Source organism: Bacteroides sp. FSHCM14E1, assembly GCF_019633785.1.
GTDB classification, from domain to species: domain Bacteria; phylum Bacteroidota; class Bacteroidia; order Bacteroidales; family Bacteroidaceae; genus Bacteroides; species Bacteroides hominis.
Genome location: NZ_JADKYL010000021.1, coordinates 1 through 18,313, shown reverse-complemented (window position 1 = coordinate 18,313; position 18,313 = coordinate 1). Strand labels below are relative to the sequence as shown.

At 43.3% G+C, this 18,313-nt stretch carries 18 protein-coding genes; 1 reads left to right on the top strand and 17 read right to left on the bottom strand.

Going from position 1 to position 18,313, the window contains the following annotated elements:
• Positions 1-13: 13 nt before the first annotated feature.
• The 17 genes from ISX59_RS20560 to ISX59_RS20480 all read right to left on the bottom strand — a co-directional run bounded on the left by ISX59_RS20560 (position 14) and on the right by ISX59_RS20480 (position 16,957).
• Positions 14-3,394, bottom strand: coding sequence for a TonB-dependent receptor (locus ISX59_RS20560; RefSeq protein ID WP_122330686.1), 3,381 nt, complete (start codon positions 3,392-3,394; stop codon positions 14-16).
• 161 nt (positions 3,395-3,555) lie between these two features.
• Positions 3,556-4,491, bottom strand: coding sequence for a FecR family protein (locus ISX59_RS20555; RefSeq protein ID WP_005781602.1), 936 nt, complete (start codon positions 4,489-4,491; stop codon positions 3,556-3,558).
• A 124-nt stretch (positions 4,492-4,615) separates the two neighbouring features.
• Positions 4,616-5,188 carry an RNA polymerase sigma-70 factor gene (locus ISX59_RS20550; protein WP_005781604.1) on the bottom strand — a complete coding sequence of 191 codons (573 nt, stop codon included), beginning with the start codon at positions 5,186-5,188 and terminating at the stop codon, positions 4,616-4,618.
• A gap of 124 nt (positions 5,189-5,312) precedes the next feature.
• Positions 5,313-5,897, bottom strand: coding sequence for a GTP cyclohydrolase I FolE (folE, locus tag ISX59_RS20545; RefSeq protein ID WP_005821937.1), 585 nt, complete (start codon positions 5,895-5,897; stop codon positions 5,313-5,315).
• A gap of 2 nt (positions 5,898-5,899) precedes the next feature.
• On the bottom strand, positions 5,900-6,349 hold the full coding sequence (locus ISX59_RS20540; RefSeq protein ID WP_005781608.1) for an SPOR domain-containing protein: 450 nt from the start codon (positions 6,347-6,349) through the stop codon (positions 5,900-5,902).
• Between the two features lie 92 nt (positions 6,350-6,441).
• Complete coding sequence (tpiA, locus tag ISX59_RS20535) at positions 6,442-7,197, bottom strand: triose-phosphate isomerase (protein ID WP_005781610.1); 756 nt, start codon at positions 7,195-7,197, stop codon at positions 6,442-6,444.
• Positions 7,198-7,237: 40 nt separating this feature from the next.
• Positions 7,238-8,581: a BT_3928 family protein gene (locus ISX59_RS20530; protein WP_022011063.1), complete on the bottom strand. Its 1,344-nt coding sequence runs from the start codon at positions 8,579-8,581 to the stop codon at positions 7,238-7,240.
• Positions 8,571-9,113, bottom strand: coding sequence for a DUF1599 domain-containing protein (locus tag ISX59_RS20525; RefSeq protein ID WP_032536753.1), 543 nt, complete (start codon positions 9,111-9,113; stop codon positions 8,571-8,573). The genes ISX59_RS20530 and ISX59_RS20525 overlap by 11 nt, the downstream gene beginning before the upstream one ends.
• Before the next feature lie 104 nt (positions 9,114-9,217).
• Positions 9,218-10,099, bottom strand: a complete 882-nt coding sequence (locus ISX59_RS20520) for a M23 family metallopeptidase (RefSeq protein WP_005781615.1) — start codon at positions 10,097-10,099, stop codon at positions 9,218-9,220.
• 23 nt (positions 10,100-10,122) lie between these two features.
• Positions 10,123-10,587 carry a nucleoside-diphosphate kinase gene (gene ndk / locus ISX59_RS20515; RefSeq protein ID WP_005781616.1) on the bottom strand — a complete coding sequence of 155 codons (465 nt, stop codon included), beginning with the start codon at positions 10,585-10,587 and terminating at the stop codon, positions 10,123-10,125.
• 218 nt (positions 10,588-10,805) lie between these two features.
• Complete coding sequence (gene recG / locus ISX59_RS20510; RefSeq protein WP_005781618.1) at positions 10,806-12,902, bottom strand: ATP-dependent DNA helicase RecG; 2,097 nt, start codon at positions 12,900-12,902, stop codon at positions 10,806-10,808.
• Positions 12,902-13,564 carry a 2-C-methyl-D-erythritol 4-phosphate cytidylyltransferase gene (locus tag ISX59_RS20505; RefSeq protein ID WP_005808662.1) on the bottom strand — a complete coding sequence of 221 codons (663 nt, stop codon included), beginning with the start codon at positions 13,562-13,564 and terminating at the stop codon, positions 12,902-12,904. Before ISX59_RS20505 ends, recG begins: the two co-directional genes overlap by 1 nt.
• Before the next feature lie 4 nt (positions 13,565-13,568).
• Complete coding sequence (locus ISX59_RS20500) at positions 13,569-14,120, bottom strand: DJ-1 family glyoxalase III (RefSeq protein ID WP_005808664.1); 552 nt, start codon at positions 14,118-14,120, stop codon at positions 13,569-13,571.
• A gap of 69 nt (positions 14,121-14,189) precedes the next feature.
• Positions 14,190-15,032 carry a cell envelope integrity protein TolA gene (locus tag ISX59_RS20495; protein WP_005808666.1) on the bottom strand — a complete coding sequence of 281 codons (843 nt, stop codon included), beginning with the start codon at positions 15,030-15,032 and terminating at the stop codon, positions 14,190-14,192.
• Positions 15,029-15,451, bottom strand: a complete 423-nt coding sequence (locus tag ISX59_RS20490) for a biopolymer transporter ExbD (protein WP_186993760.1) — start codon at positions 15,449-15,451, stop codon at positions 15,029-15,031. The genes ISX59_RS20495 and ISX59_RS20490 overlap by 4 nt, the downstream gene beginning before the upstream one ends.
• Positions 15,452-15,521: 70 nt before the next feature.
• The gene (locus tag ISX59_RS20485; RefSeq protein ID WP_005781627.1) at positions 15,522-16,244 is read right to left on the bottom strand and encodes a MotA/TolQ/ExbB proton channel family protein; all 723 of its coding nucleotides are present in this window, start codon (positions 16,242-16,244) and stop codon (positions 15,522-15,524) included.
• The gene (locus ISX59_RS20480; RefSeq protein WP_005821940.1) at positions 16,244-16,957 is read right to left on the bottom strand and encodes a pyridoxine 5'-phosphate synthase; all 714 of its coding nucleotides are present in this window, start codon (positions 16,955-16,957) and stop codon (positions 16,244-16,246) included. The genes ISX59_RS20485 and ISX59_RS20480 overlap by 1 nt, the downstream gene beginning before the upstream one ends.
• A 132-nt stretch (positions 16,958-17,089) precedes the next feature.
• On the opposite strand from ISX59_RS20480, the gene ISX59_RS20475 reads away from it, so the two are divergent.
• Positions 17,090-17,962 carry an NAD kinase gene (locus ISX59_RS20475; RefSeq protein ID WP_005781629.1) on the top strand — a complete coding sequence of 291 codons (873 nt, stop codon included), beginning with the start codon at positions 17,090-17,092 and terminating at the stop codon, positions 17,960-17,962.
• Positions 17,963-18,313 lie beyond the last annotated feature (351 nt).

The window sequence follows — 18,313 nt, the reverse complement described above, 5'->3', positions numbered from 1 at the left end:
CATAATTCAAGAATTAAAATGTCACGTTTAGTCCAAATGAAAAGTTTCTCATGATAGGATATACATATCCGTCTACATTAGACAGCTCCGGATCGAAGTTATCGTTCAGTTTGCTATACTCACAAAGGTTATCGCCGCTAAAATAGACTCTCAAGCGCTGGATGCCCCATGATTTGGTCAGTTTCGGGTCTATCGTATATCCCAGTTGCAGATTTTTCAGACGTACGTAAGCCGCATTCTGCAACCAGTGGTCGGAAATCTGATAGTTATGATTAGCCCCGGCATAATAGCGCGGAAAGGCTGCATTCGGATTCTCCGGAGTCCAATAGTCATTGTGCATCTTATAGGAGAAGTTATTCCAGGTAGCATAATAGGGATTCATCACCTCACTCGACAAATAGAAATTTCTTTTGCCTACGCCCTGGAACAGTATTCCCAGGTCGAACCCTTTCCATGCCGCAGTCAGATTCAATCCAAAGGTGTACCGCGGAGTGGTGGTGCCCAGATATTCCAGATCGTTAGGAGCTGAAATCTTTCCATCTCCGTCTTTATCAACATACTTAATATCACCTACACCGGTAATAGATTTATTATAAGCAGCCGAATTCTTAACTTCCTCTTCAGACGTGAAATATCCGTCGGTGCGGTATCCGAAGATTGACCCCAGAGAATATCCCTGAACTTTCTGGTTGACACCGGCCACAAATCCGTTATACTCCACTCCGTAATCGACGAGCTTATCTTTCTGATCGGATAAGTTGAAACGGGCACTATAGGAAAAGTCTTTAATCCGGTCTTGCCAGCCTACGGTCACTTCCCAGCCCTTCACTTCAAGTTCTCCATAATTGCCGGTAGGCACATCGACTCCAATCACACTCGGAACCTCGACATTGACCAGCATGTCCTTGTTCCGTTTGATGAAATATTCTCCGGTCACTGTCAGACGGTTTCTGAGAAACGCCATGTCTACCGCAAAATTATTCATTTCTACCGTTTCCCAGGTTCTTGTTTCCGATGGCAGTTTGGAAATGACGGCCCACTGTCCGAGTTCCGACTTAAACGGATAGTACCCCTTAATATTATAACTGGCAATATGGTCATACATTCCTAACCCGTTCTGGTTTCCCAACTGTCCCCAGGAAACACGGAGCTTCAGGTTATCGAAGATGCGCTGATTCTTCATGAACTTCTCTTCCGTAATTCGCCAGCCGACCGAAGCGGAAGGAAATACGCCCCATCTGTGCTTTTTTGAAAAACGTGAAGAAGCGTCCGCACGGAAGTTGGCCTCAACCAGATATTTGGAAGCAAACGCATAATTCATACGCATGAATCCTGAAACCAATGCCCATTCATTTTCATCGGCACCATTCGACCATCCGTCCGTATCACCCAGATTAAGCGCAGGCAGTTCATTTCCTATGATATCGGTACGTTTTCCCTGAAGATCTTCATACAGATTCTCTTCTGCCGACCATCCTCCAAGAACATTAATATCGTGTTTTCCAAATACACCTTTGTATTCGGCAATCAGTTGCCCGGTCAGATATTGTCGATGGGAATTGTTCTGCGTTACAGAGTTCGGACTTTTCTGTCCAAAAGCAGTCGAGATTAAACCTTCCACACCATATTTTCCATAAGCTCTACGCCATTCCTTTTTTTGTCCGTCAAGAATATTCGCACCTCCGACGGCCCGTAGAGAAAGACCTTTCACCGGTTTATACTCTAAAGTAAATACTCCTTCAATCCGTTGATTACGGGTACGCCCTTCACCGCCTTCTTTCAAAGCCTGAATCGGATTCAACTGCATTCGGTGGCGGGAATAATTTCCATTCGGATCATAAATAGGCATATTGGGACCGGCCTGTATAAAAGTGATATAAGGAATTGACCACGAACCTTCGGCAGCATGATAGAGGTTTACTCCCCGTGAATAGCTGATACGGCTATCAAACGACAGCTTGTTCTTTATCAATTCAACACTGATATTTGAGCGGAGATTAATACGGTCATAATTGTCAGGACCATATTCAGAAAACATTCCATTCTGATCAAGCCAGCCGATGGAAAAGAGATACTTCAAACGATCAGATGCTTTCGAAATAGTTAAGTTATGGGTCTGCTGAAAACTATGATCCATCATCAGACCAATCCAGTCCACATCCGAAGTATATATCCACTCTTTACCGTTAGGAATAGCAATGGTATTGGGATCTTTAATAGCATCAATTGCTTTCTGTGAAAAAGGAGCAGCCAATCCGGCATTGGCAAATGCAACGTTGGATAATAATGCATGGTCCAATCCCGTATTGCTTTCAGGTAAACGCGTAGGAGAATTAAAAGAAAAATTACCGGTATACTCTACCTTCACCTTCTCCGAAGCCCCCTTCTTAGTAGTCACCAATACCACTCCCTCGGCAGCACGTGCACCATAAATAGCAGCAGAAGCGGCATCTTTCAATATTGAAATGGTTTCAATATCCTGTGGATTTACCACATTAATATCTCCCGGCATACCGTCGATAATCACTAAAGCACCGGCGCTATTGATGGAAGTGTTTCCACGTATCTTGAAAGAGGCAAACTCTCCGGGCTTTCCGGTACCCGAACTGACTGTCAGCCCCGATACTGTTCCCTGAAGTGCATCCGTGGCACTACGGATGGGACGGTTTTCAATGACATCCGACTCGATGGTCTCAACAGCACCTGTCAGGTTTACTTTCTTCTGCGTACCGTAACCCACGACAACAACTTCGTCCAGCAACTCGGCATCTTCTTTCATCTTTATCTTCAGAGTCTTACCGGGAATCACTTTGACTTCTTGTTTGGCATATCCGATATACGAGATGACAAGTATGGCTCCCGGAGATACATCCAACGAAAAGCCGCCGTTGAGATCTGTTATAATTCCGTTGGTAGTGCCCTTCTCAAGTATACTGGCACCTATGATGGGCTCACCCGCCATGTCGGTAATCTTCCCTTTCACCGGAATTTTGTCTTCCTGCTGTACGATTATCGTATTCCGGGGGCTGTGCTTGTCGGACAAAATGATGTGTGTTCCTTCCATCTCGTACAAGACTTGATTTCCAAGCAACTGATTCAGGACCTCCGATACGGGTTTCTCTGAAACATGGATTGATGCGTGTCTTTTCACATCGACAGCATTCGAGTACATAAACAGGTAATCTGTCTGACGTTCTATCTCATTCAGTATTTCCTCTAAAGGGACATTCGTTTTTTTAATGGACACTCTTGCATTCTGAGAATTGACAGTACCTGCCATGGCACCGAATACACAAAAGAAAAGTAAGAATGTAGTGACTCTCATAGTTTTAAATAATGGTTTGATTGACGAATTTTTAGGTACATAAAAATCCGTGCAACGAGTATTTTTCATATCTTTGCTTTATAAATTCATTTAATATTTTTCTTTTTCAGGTAAAAGAAGAATGTTTCTCCTTTAGGCTGGTAGGTATTGCAGTACTTACCGGCCTTTTGTTTCAATCAGATTTAAGCGGTATTCTTCATAGGCAGTATTCTTATTAAAGGTTCAACAATTTATTTAATGGTAAATGTATTCTTCTCATCATCCCGGACGTACTTAAAGTTCACGTCCCTCTGCAAAACACGTAATGCATATTCTATTCCGTCGGACAAGCGGAACTTGACAGTGAGTACCGGATTGTCTACTTTGGCGGCATCAAATCCTATCCCGACACCATAATACTTTTCAAACTCTCGCAGTATTTCAGTAAACCGTTTACTCTTAAAACAAATCAGTCCTTCACGCCAACGGTAAGTATCAAAATCAGTGATTTTTTCGACAGTCATTTTGCCCCCTTTAAGTACGGCTTTGTACGAAGGACGCAGCGTTAACTGGGAATTGCCTGCTTTCACACGGACACTTCCCTCTATCAAGGCTGCCTCAAACTCCTTGGTACCCGAATAGGCTTCTACATAAAACCGGGTGCCGAGTACTTCAATCTGTTCTTTTTCGGAAGTATGTACCACAAAGGGTTTCTTTGCATCATGCGTTACCTCAAAATAGGCTTCGCCGTCTATCTCTACGTCACGTCTTTTATCTGCAAAGTTTTGCGGATACTCAATTCGGGTATTGGAGTTAAGCCAGACACGGCTGCCGTCGGGAAGAGTGATGTTCGCCATCTGTCCCTTCAAAGTGCTGACCACACTTCTCGATTCTGTTTCGGAGGGTCGGTTAAGCCAAAAATACGTTGTCCCCAAGGCAATCAGCAGAACAGCCGCCACCTTCAGGCATTCAAAACCGATTCTACGGATCATCCGTCGTCGCCCGGCCTGCTTTTGGGCAGAAACGGCCCGCTCCTTCAGAATAATCGTATCGAAGAATTTCCTCTCCCGAAGATATTCCTTCCAGTTTTCTTCGGAAGCTTCAATATACTGGCGGATCTTCTTTTCTTCTTCAGGACCGGCATCCCCGTTAAAGTAGCGATAGAATATTTCTTTTTCTATTTTCATAGGTCTGTTTTTATCTGCATTCATCTTAATAACACGCAAACAGATTGCCTCCCTAGTAAAAAAGTTCTTTTTTTATGAGCAGTACCCTCTTCGGATACCCGTAATACATTTTTCTGAATGGTTTTTAAGTGAGGAAGTCATATAAGAAAGGGAACAAGACCAGATAGTCCTTCAGAGCTACACGAAGCTCTTTAGTGGCTTTGGAGATATGAAATTCAACGCCTTTTACAGTCATTCCCATTATCTCGGCTATTTCTTTGTGGGATTTATTTTCGTAACGGCTCAGAACAAAAATCCGGGCGGTATTGGCGGACAGACGGGAAATCACATGATCGATAATGTTCTGCACCTCTCCGGCAAATAAAGCACTGGGTTCACAGGCATCCAAAGTGGCGATACGATTGGACAACTCCCATTCTGAATGAGAACTGACGCGATCGGAAACTTCATTGACCAATTGTAAATGGCGGAGATGATTAAGGCACTTATTCTTTACGACCGTAAGGACATAGGCAGAAGGATTGATCTCAGAAGAGATCTTAAGACGGTTTTCCCAATAGGACATTAAAGCCTCCATAACGATATCTTCGGCTACGATCTCGTCACGCGTATAAGTCCATGCAAACCGGATAAACCGTTGCTGATTTTCGGAAAAGAACTTGTTGAACCGGATTAAGTCACTGGAATTGGAGGGCATACGCTGGAAATACAAATTAATTCATTCAGCGCAAAAATAAAAAACAAAAGCTATATAAACAAACTTAAATACTAATAAATTCAGCGCGATTGCCCCTATATACCAATAATATACTACACCAGGCTTATCTCTGACGAATCAGATTCATAAACTCTTCGCGGGTTTTAGCCTGGTTGAAAGCACCTGTAAAATCGGAAGTAGTAGTTACAGAATTTTGTTTCTCAACACCACGCATCTGCATACACATGTGTTTGGCTTCAACGACAACCATCACTCCCAATGGATTGAGGGTTTCCTGGATGCACTCTTTAATCTGGAGCGTCATGCGCTCCTGCACTTGCAACCGGTGAGAGAAAATATCTACCACCCGGGCTATCTTGCTAAGTCCGGTGATATAACCGTTAGGAATATAAGCCACATGCGCTTTGCCGTAGAAAGGCAGCATATGATGTTCGCAAAGAGAGAAGAAATCGATATCTTTCACAATCACCATCTGGCTGTATTCTTCCTGAAACTTAGCCGAACGAAGCACTTCATGCGGATCCATGTGATAACCTTTGGTCAGAGTCAACATAGCTTTAGCAACACGTTCGGGGGTCTTCAGTAAACCTTCCCGTTCGGCATCCTCACCTAAAAGAGTGATAATACTGCGATAATGCTTCTTTAAATCCTCCAAAGCCGGAGAATTGATTTCTTCTTTTTCTAACATAATTACAGGGGGATATTGATTTGATCTTTAACAATAGAGACTTCCTTAAACACACCGGTTGCTTTCAGCTTGCGCATCATGGCATCAGCTTCTTCGATACTACGAAAATCGCCTACCCTGCACAACCAGCGGGGAGGATTGAAAGAGGTATAAACGGAAAGTTCCGGAAAATACTCCTTAACCCGGGAGCCTACGTTATGCGCCTCGTTCTTGGCCTGGCGAGTATTATTGCCGGCATAAGTCTGTATCCGGTATCCGGAAGACTTGAGTATCTTCTGTTCACCGGTACTGGGAGGAACACTACCCAATAAAGCTGCAATGCGTGGATCTTGATGAATGGTCACTTTCCCTTGTCCCGGCACATTACGTTCCAGACTCTTCACAATATCGCTTTGAGCCTGTACACCTGCCGCAAGAACCAATAGTAAAAACAGTAAGCTCAATTTCTTCATAAGCTTGTCAATTGAGGAATGGGGAACTGAAAATTGAGAATGGATTGATTGGTATAACCAACATTCCCAACTTCCAGTTCTTAATCTTTTAATTAGTTGAATGCATCAATGATACCTTTGAAATCGGCAACCTTCAAAGCAGCACCACCGATCAAGCCACCGTCAACATCCGGGTTGGCAAACAGTTCTTTTGCATTAGAAGGTTTACAGCTACCACCGTAAAGGATAGAAGTGTTGTCGGCAATTTCTTTTCCATATTTTCCGGCTACAGCAGAACGGATAAATGCATGGATTTCCTGTGCCTGGTCAGGGGTAGCAGTTTTACCTGTACCGATAGCCCAAACCGGTTCGTAAGCCAAAACGATCTTAGCAAAGTCTTCTGCAGAAAGATCGAATACAGATTCTAACTGAGCAGCAACCACTTCGTTCTGTTTGTTAGCTTCGCGTTCTTCCAGAACTTCACCGATACAGAAAATAGGAGTCAAACCGTTAGCCAAAGCCAATTTCACTTTGTCTTTCAGGATTTCAACTGTTTCACCGTAGTAAGCACGACGTTCTGAGTGACCCAGGATGACATATTTAGCACCTGTAGAAGCAACCATAGCGGCTGAAACTTCACCTGTGTAAGCACCTGATTCTTTATCAGCGCAGTTTTCAGCACCAACACCAATCTTGGCAGCATCTACAAGAGGAGTTACAGAAGCAAGGTGGATAAACGGAGTACAGATGATAACATCACAGTTAGGCTTTTCGTTAGCCAATGCTTCATTCAGTTCTTTTGCAAGAGCAATACCCTCCTGGAGGGTTTTGTTCATTTTCCAGTTTCCTGCAACAATGTTTTTTCTCATTTTGTTTTTTATTAAAAGGGTTAATAAATTTACGATTCAATTATTCATTCTTCTGCGTTTCAGAAGAGACTTGTGAATTTCCGGCAGCTTTGTCTGCAGCCTTTTTACGTTTCTTTTCAAGACGCTTCACAACCAGAATATCAACTCCCAAAACCATCAATAAAGGGATAGCAAACCAAAGGAGTACATAACCGATCGTATGCACATCGCTCTCTTGTTTCTGTTTTCCCAGTTCAAGGTTTTCCAGTTTGTCAGTCAGGGCATATTCATCAGGCAATTCACTATCACTCCATTTATTTAAAATGGTACCTTCTTTAATCAGCATCAGTCCCGGATTGGAACGTATCATCGTTTTCAACGTAATATCATCCATCAGGCAGAACGGATATTCCGCTCCGGTTTTATCTTTCCATTGTTCTATCTGATAATCCAGCGAAGAGGTCAGGCAGTAAAAGCCATAACCATGCTCTACCGCATAATCATAAATCTCATTTATCAGATCGATGTTACTGTCATCTGCCTCTTCAATCCGATGGGCTACCAATAAGAATGTATAGTTTTTATCTGCCAGTACTTTATCTGTAATATCTTCACCTGTTTCAAGATTAGTCATTGAGAAATCATGGATAGAAGGCTCATAACCTTTCTCTTTCACAATGGTCCGCGCTTCAATAAATTTCCAGGTACTATCGGGATAATTTTCCAACGAGAACTCTTTCTTTTCACCATTCTTCTCCAACACGAAAACACTCTCGTAAACCGTCGGCTTTGCCCCTGCCGGGATACTCATGTTTTCCGGAATATTCTTCCCTATCTTATAAGGACGAAAATCCAGTATCGGCAAGTTGCCCAGACAATAGAACGAAAGCGCAAACACAAACAGGAAAGTATATAGAGATACGAGCCATTCCATCTTAGCACTGATAAAACGGATCATCTGATGCTTCCACCGGAAAACGGAAATTGCTGCAATCAGCAAAATAACATTCTTCCAAAATGTTTGCCAGTTTGTCAATACCCAAGCGTCACCGAAACAACCACAATCGGATACCGGATTAGCCAATGCCAAATACAGAGTAAGAGGGGTCATACAGATCATCAGCAACAAAGCCAACCAGGTAGCGGTTGTTTTCCGGATACCAAAAAACAGAAACACACCTACCGAAAACTCGACAGCTGACAAAACAATACCCGCCAACAAAGGGAAAAAGGCCGGAAACCACGTTCCCATCCCGAAAGCATCCAGATAATCTTGTATCTTATATTCCGATCCCAACGGATCGACTGCTTTCACGAATCCTGAAAAGATGAACACCCCTGCCAGCACGAAGCGGCACAGATTGGTCCATACTTTCTGAATAATATGTAGCTCCTTATCCTTCAAATTCTATCTTAATCAATCCGAAAACAGAATAGTTAATCATATCCATGTAATTAGCGTCAATGCCTTCTGATACCAATGTCTGACCGGCAAGGCTCTCTATCTGCTTGGTACGATAAATCTTCATCAGTATCAAATCAGTATACGAGCTAACGCGCATACTGCGCCATGCCTCATCATAATCATGATTCTTGGCAAGCATCAATTCCAATGCTTCCTTTGCATACTTATCGTACAAAGCCAATGCTTCATCTACTGTTATATCAGCCGACTCTGCATATCCGAGTTCCAATTGTATCAACCCGATAATACCATAGTTGACAATAGCAATAAACTCGGAACGGATTCCTTCGTCGACAAGAGTCACCCCTTTTACTTCAATACTACGAATACGGTTGGCTTTGATAAATATCTGATCTGTTACGGAAGCAGGACGCAGAATACGCCATGCAGGACCGTAATCATGCAGTTTCTTAGAGAATAGGTCACGGCATAATGCTATGACATGTTCAAATTGTTGCCTGGTATCTTTCATTTCCTTACAAATAGTGTGCAAAGGTAACAATAATTAAAGAAAAATGAAAAGAGGGCACTCTAAATAATATTAAAGTGCCCTCTTCCGTCTATGTAGTATAACTATTATGAACAGCGCAATACTTGACCCGGACGAAGTGTTGTCTTCGTGGTAATACGATTCAACTTGCAAAGTGTGCTGACTGAAACACCGCGCAGTTTAGCGATTCTGGACAAACTGTCGCCTTTCTTAACCTTGTAATATCTGATTTCGCCGTCCGATGCTATATTAGTATCATGTGAACCGGCTTTGTTACGTTCGTAACCTCTTGTTTTTCTGAATGTATATGTATCGGCAACGATATCCTGTTTCGGGAAGTCGAACATTAATGCAGGATTGATGGCAATACCCAGGAAACGGGTCTCAAAATGTAAGTGAGATCCCGTTGAACGTCCGGTATTTCCTCCCAAGGCAATAGGTTCACCGGCTTTTACCAATTGGTTCTCTTCTACAAGCTGTTTGGATAAGTGACCGTATACGGTTTCCAGTCCATTGTCGTGACGAATAACGACATATTTACCATAACCTCTACGTTCATACTTCACAATACGCACCTTTCCGTCGAAAGCAGCTACAATGGTATCTCCAATGTTCACTTTGATGTCAAGTCCATTATGCATTCTTCTCCAACGTGGTCCGAAGGGAGAAGTGATACGGGTACTGGGAGTAGGCATATGGAAACCCGTGAGATCGATTGTATAAGAATCGGGAATTATAGCATCCTTTCCGTAAGCATGTACGTACTGGTTGTTCCAATTAGGATACAGACTCAGTGCAGGATATTCAGACTGTTCTGCGCGAATCTGTTTCTGCAATGCTAATGAATCTACACTTTTTAATTTTCTGTCAATCGGTGCCTGACGGGCAATCAAATCCTGAGAAAAAGAGTTCAGGCTGATCATAGCCGCAGCGGCAATCATTACTGTTTTAATGCAATTGAAATTCATTCGTCTTGTTTAATTCAATTCAATCAATATTCGTCATTTGCATACAGGTAGTCAAAAGTAGCCTGTTTGTAATCGAATATTTCTTCCGGTTTAAAGAATCTGTTTAATTCGACAACTGCGGTTTCCGGCGAATCAGAGGTATGAACAATGTTCTCTTGAAAGCTCATACTATAATCTCCGCGAATGGTCCCCGGGGCTGCCAGACGTCCGTTAGTTGGTCCTGCCAATGCACGAACGGCTTGAATAGCATCCACACCTTCAAAACAACAAACGATAACGGGAGCCGTCATCATAGAATCTTTCACTCGCTGAAAGAATGGTTTCGAACTAAGGTGTGAATAATGCTCACTTAACACTTCATCTGTCAACTGCATCATTTTCATTCCCGCCAAACGCAATCCTTTACGCTCAAAACGACGAGTAATCTCGCCAACCAGTCCTCGCTGAAGAGTACAAGGTTTCAGAATGACCAATGTTTTTTCCATCATAACGTACAGTTTCAAAAGGTTAAAGTGCTCATTTATTTTAAAATTCCCCCAAAGATAGCATTTCTAAGCGAAACGGCAGGTATCCTCTTAACTATTTTTTATAAGGATAAATAGCAGAATTAAAGAAATATTTCTCTAAACCTCCATAAACAGAGGAAATAAAGAGAAATATGTTATGCAACATGTTTATGTAAAAAAGCTACATGTTTAACCGTTTTTCAGCTAATGGCAGCCCAGTTAACATTCGTCTTGCGCAATGCTTTCAGCTGCCGCCATAGAATTTCATTCTCCGGCAACACGCCGCCCGGATCGGCATCCGTTATTTCTTCTGCGATATTACGCACGTATTGCAAGAGTTGACCGTCACGGGCAATATCCGCAATCTTTAAGTCGAAAGCAATACCACTTTGCTGTGTACCTTCCAGGTCACCTGGTCCCCGGAGTTTAAGATCGGCTTCAGCTATTTCAAATCCGTCATTGGTGCGTACCATTATTTCCAGACGTTTCCGGGTCTCTTCAGTCAGCTTATAGGTAGTGACCAGAATGCAATATGATTGGTCGGCTCCACGCCCTACCCGGCCACGCAACTGATGTAACTGTGAAAGTCCGAAGCGTTCGGCATTTTCGATAATCATCACCGAAGCGTTAGGCACATTCACTCCTACTTCAATCACTGTAGTAGCTACCATAATCTGCGCTTCACCCGAAATAAAAAGTTGCATCTGCGCATCTTTCTCGGCAGGTTTCATTTTGCCATGCACTTTACAAACCTTACAGTCGGGAAACTCCTCACAAATATGCAAATACCCTTCTTCAAGATTTTTCAAATCAATCTTTTCACTCTCCTTAATCAAGGGATATACAATATAAATCTGGCGCCCTTCTTCAATTTGTTTACGTACCGAACGATATAAACTTTCTCTCCGGTTATCAAACTGGTGAATAGTAGAGATCGGCTTACGTCCGGGAGGCAATTCATCTATGACAGAGACATCCAAATCACCATAAAGTGTCATTGCCAGCGTACGTGGAATCGGAGTAGCAGTCATAACCAATACATGGGGCGGCTGAATACTCTTGCTCCACAGTCTGGCACGCTGTGCCACACCAAAGCGGTGTTGTTCGTCAATTACGGCCAATCCTAAAGAAGCAAAATTTACAGTATCTTCAATAACGGCGTGGGTACCGATCAATATATGTACATCTCCGGTCAGGAGTCCCGCAAGGATAGCTTCCCGTTTCTTTCCTTTCACCGAACCTGTCAAGAGTTCCACCCGCACATCCATTCCAAACAACAACTCTTTGATTGTATCGTAATGTTGGTTAGCCAAAATCTCAGTAGGCGCCATCATACAAGCCTGAAAACCATTATCAAGGGCAATCAGCATACTCATCAAGGCCACCAGTGTTTTCCCACTTCCCACATCCCCCTGCAACAGGCGATTCATTTGCTTTCCGCAACCGACGTCCTGCCGGATTTCTCTCAAAACCCGCTTTTGAGCCCCGGTCAGTTCGAAAGGAAGATTCTTAGAATAAAATGTATTGAAGATTTCACCGACTGTTTCGAAAACATAACCGCGGTATTTACGTTGCCGGTCTTTGGCATATCTCAGAATATTGAGCTGTACATAAAAGAGCTCTTCAAACTTAAGACGATATTGCGCCTTCCTCAACAGTTCCGGATTAGAAGGAAAATGAATATTCCGTAAAGCTTCCGTCAAAGGCATCAGATGATGGTCGGCAATTAGTTTAGGTGAAAGTGTCTCGGGCAAAGGCTCCTGAATCTGTCCGATAATGGTTGCCATCATCTTTTCAATGGCATGGGAGTTGAGAAAGCTACGTTTCATCTTCTCCGTTGTATTATAATAAGGTTGGAGTCCCATTGATGACAATTTCAAATCAGCGGGATTATCTATATCGGGATGGGCTACGTTAATTCTTCCGTTAAACACGGTCGGCTTACCAAAGATAATATATTCTTCGTGAAGTTTATATTTACCTGTGACATACTTTATACCCTGAAACCACACGAGGTCAACGACTCCTGTGCCATCCGAGAAATGTGCTAATAATCTTCTCTGGCGCCCTTCACCAAAAGTTTCAAAGCCAAGTATCTTTCCCTTCAACTGTATATACGGCATATTACCATCTATTTCATGAATGTAATAGATGCGACTCCGGTCTACATATTTATAAGGAAAATAATAGAGCAGATCATGCAATGAATAAATCTCCAACTCTTTATTCAGAACCGCAGCTTTTTGCGGACCAACACCGGATAAGTACTTTATGTCTCGTGTAGCTAAATCGAACATTACAACAAGGCTGAAGCTACTTTCAAATCAAATGGAGTAGTTATTTTTATATTTTCACGGTTTCCCTCCACCAGATGGACAGGAACTCCCATAGCCTCTACCACGGAGGCATCATCAGTAAAAAAGGGAGTAAACTCTTGTTCATAAGCTCTTCTCAGTAAATCGGCATCGAATACCTGGGGAGTTTGAACCAGTTTATAATCATTACGGTTTACAGTCTCACTGCCTGATCCTGTGAGATGGCGCACGGTTTCTACAACATCGATGACAGGAATTACGGCTTTTCGCACAGCAGCTTCCCGGAAACAACGGGCAATCACTTCCTGCGATACGAAAGGACGAACACCGTCATGCACCCCCACCATACCACCGATACCGTTTATCAAAGCCAATCCGTTTTTAACCGAGTGGAAACGGGTTTCACCTCCATCGGCAATTTCATGCCTGATGTTAAATCCATGCGTTTCACACAGTTCCCGCCAAAACCCCTGCTGTTCCCGGGGCAATACGAGAATAAGTTGCATTCTCTTATCGAATCGATGAAAAGCTTCCAACGTATGCATCAATACAGGCTTTCCGCCAATGGGAAGAAACTGTTTGGGAAGTTCACTTCCCATGCGGAGTCCCTTCCCCCCGGCTACAATCAAAGCAGTCCGATACATAGGCTTAACGTCTTACGCACATGGCCTCTACCAGCTCGTTTACTTTTTCCTTGCCTAACAATGTATCTACAATAGTCAATGCAAATTCCATCGCAGCACCCGGTCCCATACCGGTAATGATGTTACCATCTCTGACAACCGGCTCGTTAGTACACTCCGCACCTTCCAGGTACTGTTCGAAACTGGGATAACAGGTTACTCTGCGACCTCTCAGAAGTCCCAGTTTTCCAAGTACCATCGGGGCGGCACAAATAGCGGCAATAGGCTTGTTTTTCTCCGCAAAGCTAAGAATTAACTTACGCAACCCTTCATGTTTGTCCAGAGTGGCAGCACCCGGCATTCCTCCCGGCAAAAACAGCAACTCAGCATCAAAGAAATCACAATTCTCAAAATTCTTATCGCAAAGCACAGATACATCATGCGCACCGACTACAATCTCGTCTGGCGTAACAGATACAATTTCTACATCTAAACCAGCGCGTCTCAATGTATCAATTGTAGTAAGCGCTTCAATTTCTTCAAATCCGTCTGCGAAAAATGCATAAACTGTTCCCATAATCTATATCATTTAGATGTTATAAACTCAAAGCCCACCTTTCTAAAAACACGGTACTTTAAGCATTAATTATTTCAAATTAAAATAATAAGTAATCGTTCCTGTCTGGTTGTTCACTCCGTTTACGGCATTAAAACGTGCTTTTTTAGCCGCATCTTCAGCAGCTTTACGCAAAGTCGAATTTACCGTGTTAGTCAATCGGTTGATACTGGTAGCAATCACATGACCAGCTGGATTCACGGTAATAGAAACAACTACTCGCCCCTCTTCCTGAACGTTGTATACGGGACGGGGCAAACCTCCCTCTCCTATAGAACGTCCGCCAAGATTAAATGTTCCATATCCCCCGACTCCGGACTTTGCTCCGGTCGACGAATTGCCATCTTTACTTCCTTCTACTCCTTCACCCGAAGTAGCACTACCTTTGCTTCCCCCCATCTGCGAGCCTTTACCAAAGGCACCGGCTACTCGTTTACTGGCAGCTTCTGCAGCGGCCTTGCGCTCACGCTCTGCCCTTTCTTCAGCAAGTTTTTTAGCTTCGGCAGCCTTTTCTTCGGCTGTTTTTTCAGGCTTCTTCTCTACTTTCGGCTTCTCCTTCTTAGGCTCGACCTTGGGTTTTATAGCAACCGTTTCTTCTTCGGTCTGCGTAATCATTTCCTGTTCGGCTTCCACTTCGGGTACGGGTTGCGGAGCCGGCACTTCTTCAGGCATTACTTCCACGTCCACCATAGTGGAGGGATCATAATTTCCATAAGCCGCATCCACATCTCCCATCATCACCGGTACACCGCCGGCTTCTTCGTCCGGACGTGGAACAGCAAAACTTACCAGAATCAAAAGAGCAATAATAGCCACATGCACCAACAATGCACCCAACGCCCCTATATATTCACTCTTTCTTTTTATGTTCATTTCTTCCTTATTTCCGGCGGGCGGGTAGCCAGCACCATTTTAAAATGATTCTCATTCGCGATATTCAGCACCTTAACGATCTCACGGTAAGGTACAGTTTCATCCGCATAGAGAGCAACATACATCTCAGGTTCTTTATCCGCACAGCTTTGCAGGAATGGAGTCAATTCCTCCAAGCCTAAAGCATGCTCTTTTTCATTACCGAACGCTGCATAATAGTTCAGGTCCTTATCAATGATAACTCTTGTCAACGGTTTAGCCGAAGTTTGCTGTTTGCCTTGTGGCAATAACACTTTAATCGCATTGGGCGACACAACAGTTGAAGTTATCATAAAAAAGATAAGCAACAGGAATATGACGTCCGTCATAGATGCCATACTAAAGTTGGGTGATATTTTTGCTCGACGCTTTAATGCCATAAAATAATTCTTCAATATGCCAATATGTCAATGTGCCAATTGGCTACGCACTCTATTTTATCTCAGCACCTTATTTCTGTGCAGGTTCATTAAGCAGGTCCATAAATTCCATGGTTCTGGACTCCATCTTATTGACCACTCTGTCTACCAGCATCACCAGATAGTTGTAAGCAAACATAGCAATAATACCGACAATCAGACCACCTACGGTAGTAATCATAGCTTCATAAATACCTCCTGAAAGCAGTGTGATATCAATATTACCGCTTCCGGCATTTGCCATTTCATAAAAAGCCCGCACCATACCGGTTACTGTACCCAGGAAACCGAGCATCGGAGCACCACCTGAAATAGTAGCCATCACAGTCAGGCCTTTTTCCAACTTAGCCACCTCAATATTTCCCACATTCTCAATAGCAACCTGTACGTCATTTACCGGACGTCCCAGACGGCTAATCCCTTTTTCGATCATACGGGCGGAAGGGGTATTCATCGTTCGGCAATAATTAATAGCCGACTTAATCTCACCACTATGGATATAGTCTTTGATCTTCTCCATAAACATCGGATCTTCCTTACCGGCTTTTCGGATCACATAGTTACGTTCAAACAGGATGTAGAAACAAACTACAGACAGTACTCCCAAAACAATCATAATCCATCCACCCTTAATAGCCATATCAAGCATATTCATTTCAGCCGGAGCAGATACAGGAGTCAGTACAGGGTTGGCCGATGCAACGGAATCAGCCAGGTTGGTAGCCACTTGGGCTAATAGTAGCATTGCATTCATTAGCGAAGACAGTTTTTATATTCCTGAATGGTACGTTCCAATCCCAGATACAGCGCATCACTTATTAAAGCATGACCGATAGAGACCTCGTCCAGCCAGGGTATGTTTTTATAAAAGTAATTCAGATTCAATAAACTCAAGTCGTGACCGGCGTTCAGACCAATTCCCAACCGGCGGGCCACTTTAGCTGCTTCAACAAAAGGAGCAACAGCCACTGCCGGATCTTTCGGATAAGCAGTAGCATAAGGTTCGGTATATAGCTCTACACGGTCGGCACCTGCTTTTGCCGCATACTCAATCATTTCCGCATCGGCTGCCACAAATACAGATGTACGGATACCTGCCCCGTTAAACTCGTCCAAGACTTCCGTCAGAAAATCAAAATTAGCCTTTGTATCCCATCCTGAATTAGAAGTTATCTGAGAAGGATCGTCCGGCACTAAAGTCACCTGATGAGGTTTCACCTTCAACACCAAATCGATAAACTCCGGAGAAGGATATCCTTCAATATTAAATTCAGTCCGAAGCAACGGACGCAAATCATACACATCCGAACGACGGATATGACGTTCATCCGGACGTGGGTGAACCGTTATGCCGTCAGCACCGAAACTCTCACAATCCAACGCCACCTTAACCACGTTCGGAACATTTCCCCCACGGGCATTCCGAAGGGTAGCCACTTTGTTTATGTTCACACTTAATTTAGTCATAGTTCTATGTCTTAATATAATACGGACCTTTTACCCATATGTTTTGCGCAAAAGTACAAATATTAGCGATAAGATAACAGCAATACCGAAAAAAAATCCCAAATTTGCGACACACTAGAAACTTTTATCAACATGAAATTTGCCATTTTCGGAAATACATACCAAGCCAAGAAGTCTTCACATGCTGCTACTTTGTTCAATTTGCTCGAAAAACATGGAGCAGAAATCTGTGTATGCAGAGAATTTCATCGTTTCCTGAAATCCGACTTAAAACTGAACGTCAAGGCGGATAATTTGTTCGATGAAGACTATTTTGATGCAGACATGGTGATCAGTATCGGCGGAGATGGTACTTTTCTAAAAGCGGCACGACGGGTAGGTAACAAAGGAATCCCTATTTTGGGTATCAATACCGGACGATTAGGATTCTTAGCAGATGTATCCCCGGAAGAAATGGAAGAAACGATTGAAGAAATCTACCAGAACCATTATACAGTTGAAGAACGGAGTGTACTCCAATTGCTTTGTGACGACAAACATTTGCAAGATTCACCTTATGCGCTCAATGAAATAGCCGTATTAAAACGGGACAGTTCATCCATGATCAGTATCCGTACTGCTATTAACGGAGCACACCTCACGACTTACCAGGCTGACGGGCTCATTATCGCCACTCCAACAGGTTCCACTGCATATTCATTAAGCGTAGGTGGTCCTATCATTGTTCCCCATTCCAAAACCATCGCAATTACTCCGGTTGCTCCACACAGTTTAAACGTAAGGCCTATAGTGATCTGTGATGACTGGGAAATCACTTTAGATGTAGAAAGTCGTAGCCACAATTTCCTGGTTGCAATTGACGGCAGTAGCGAAACCTGTAAGGAAACAACCCGCCTCACAATCCGGAGAGCTGACTATAGCATTAAAGTAGTAAAACGCTTTAATCACATCTTTTTCGACACTCTTCGCACTAAAATGATGTGGGGAGCTGACAGCAGAGTATAATATTTCATTTATCACTAATAACAGGGAGGCTTTTCTCATAGCCTCCTTGACTTTCGCCATTAGGGTTCTGTCCCACACAGCTTCTTTTAACCAGAAACATTCCGAATAAAGCTGATAAAATGATTGACAGGGGATGTTGTTTATCCGGAAGAGTAAAGTTCTTTATTTATAAACGAGTGCATCAGTTCGGTTGTTATCCTCCCTCCTTCTTTTCCTACGTCTATAAACAAGTCATCCCCTCGTGTCTTCTGACCCGAGGGGATGAACTCTCTAAAAAAAACGGCGACTACCTACTCTCCCACTGTTACGCAGTACCATCGGCGTGATCAGGCTTAACTTCTCTGTTCGGAA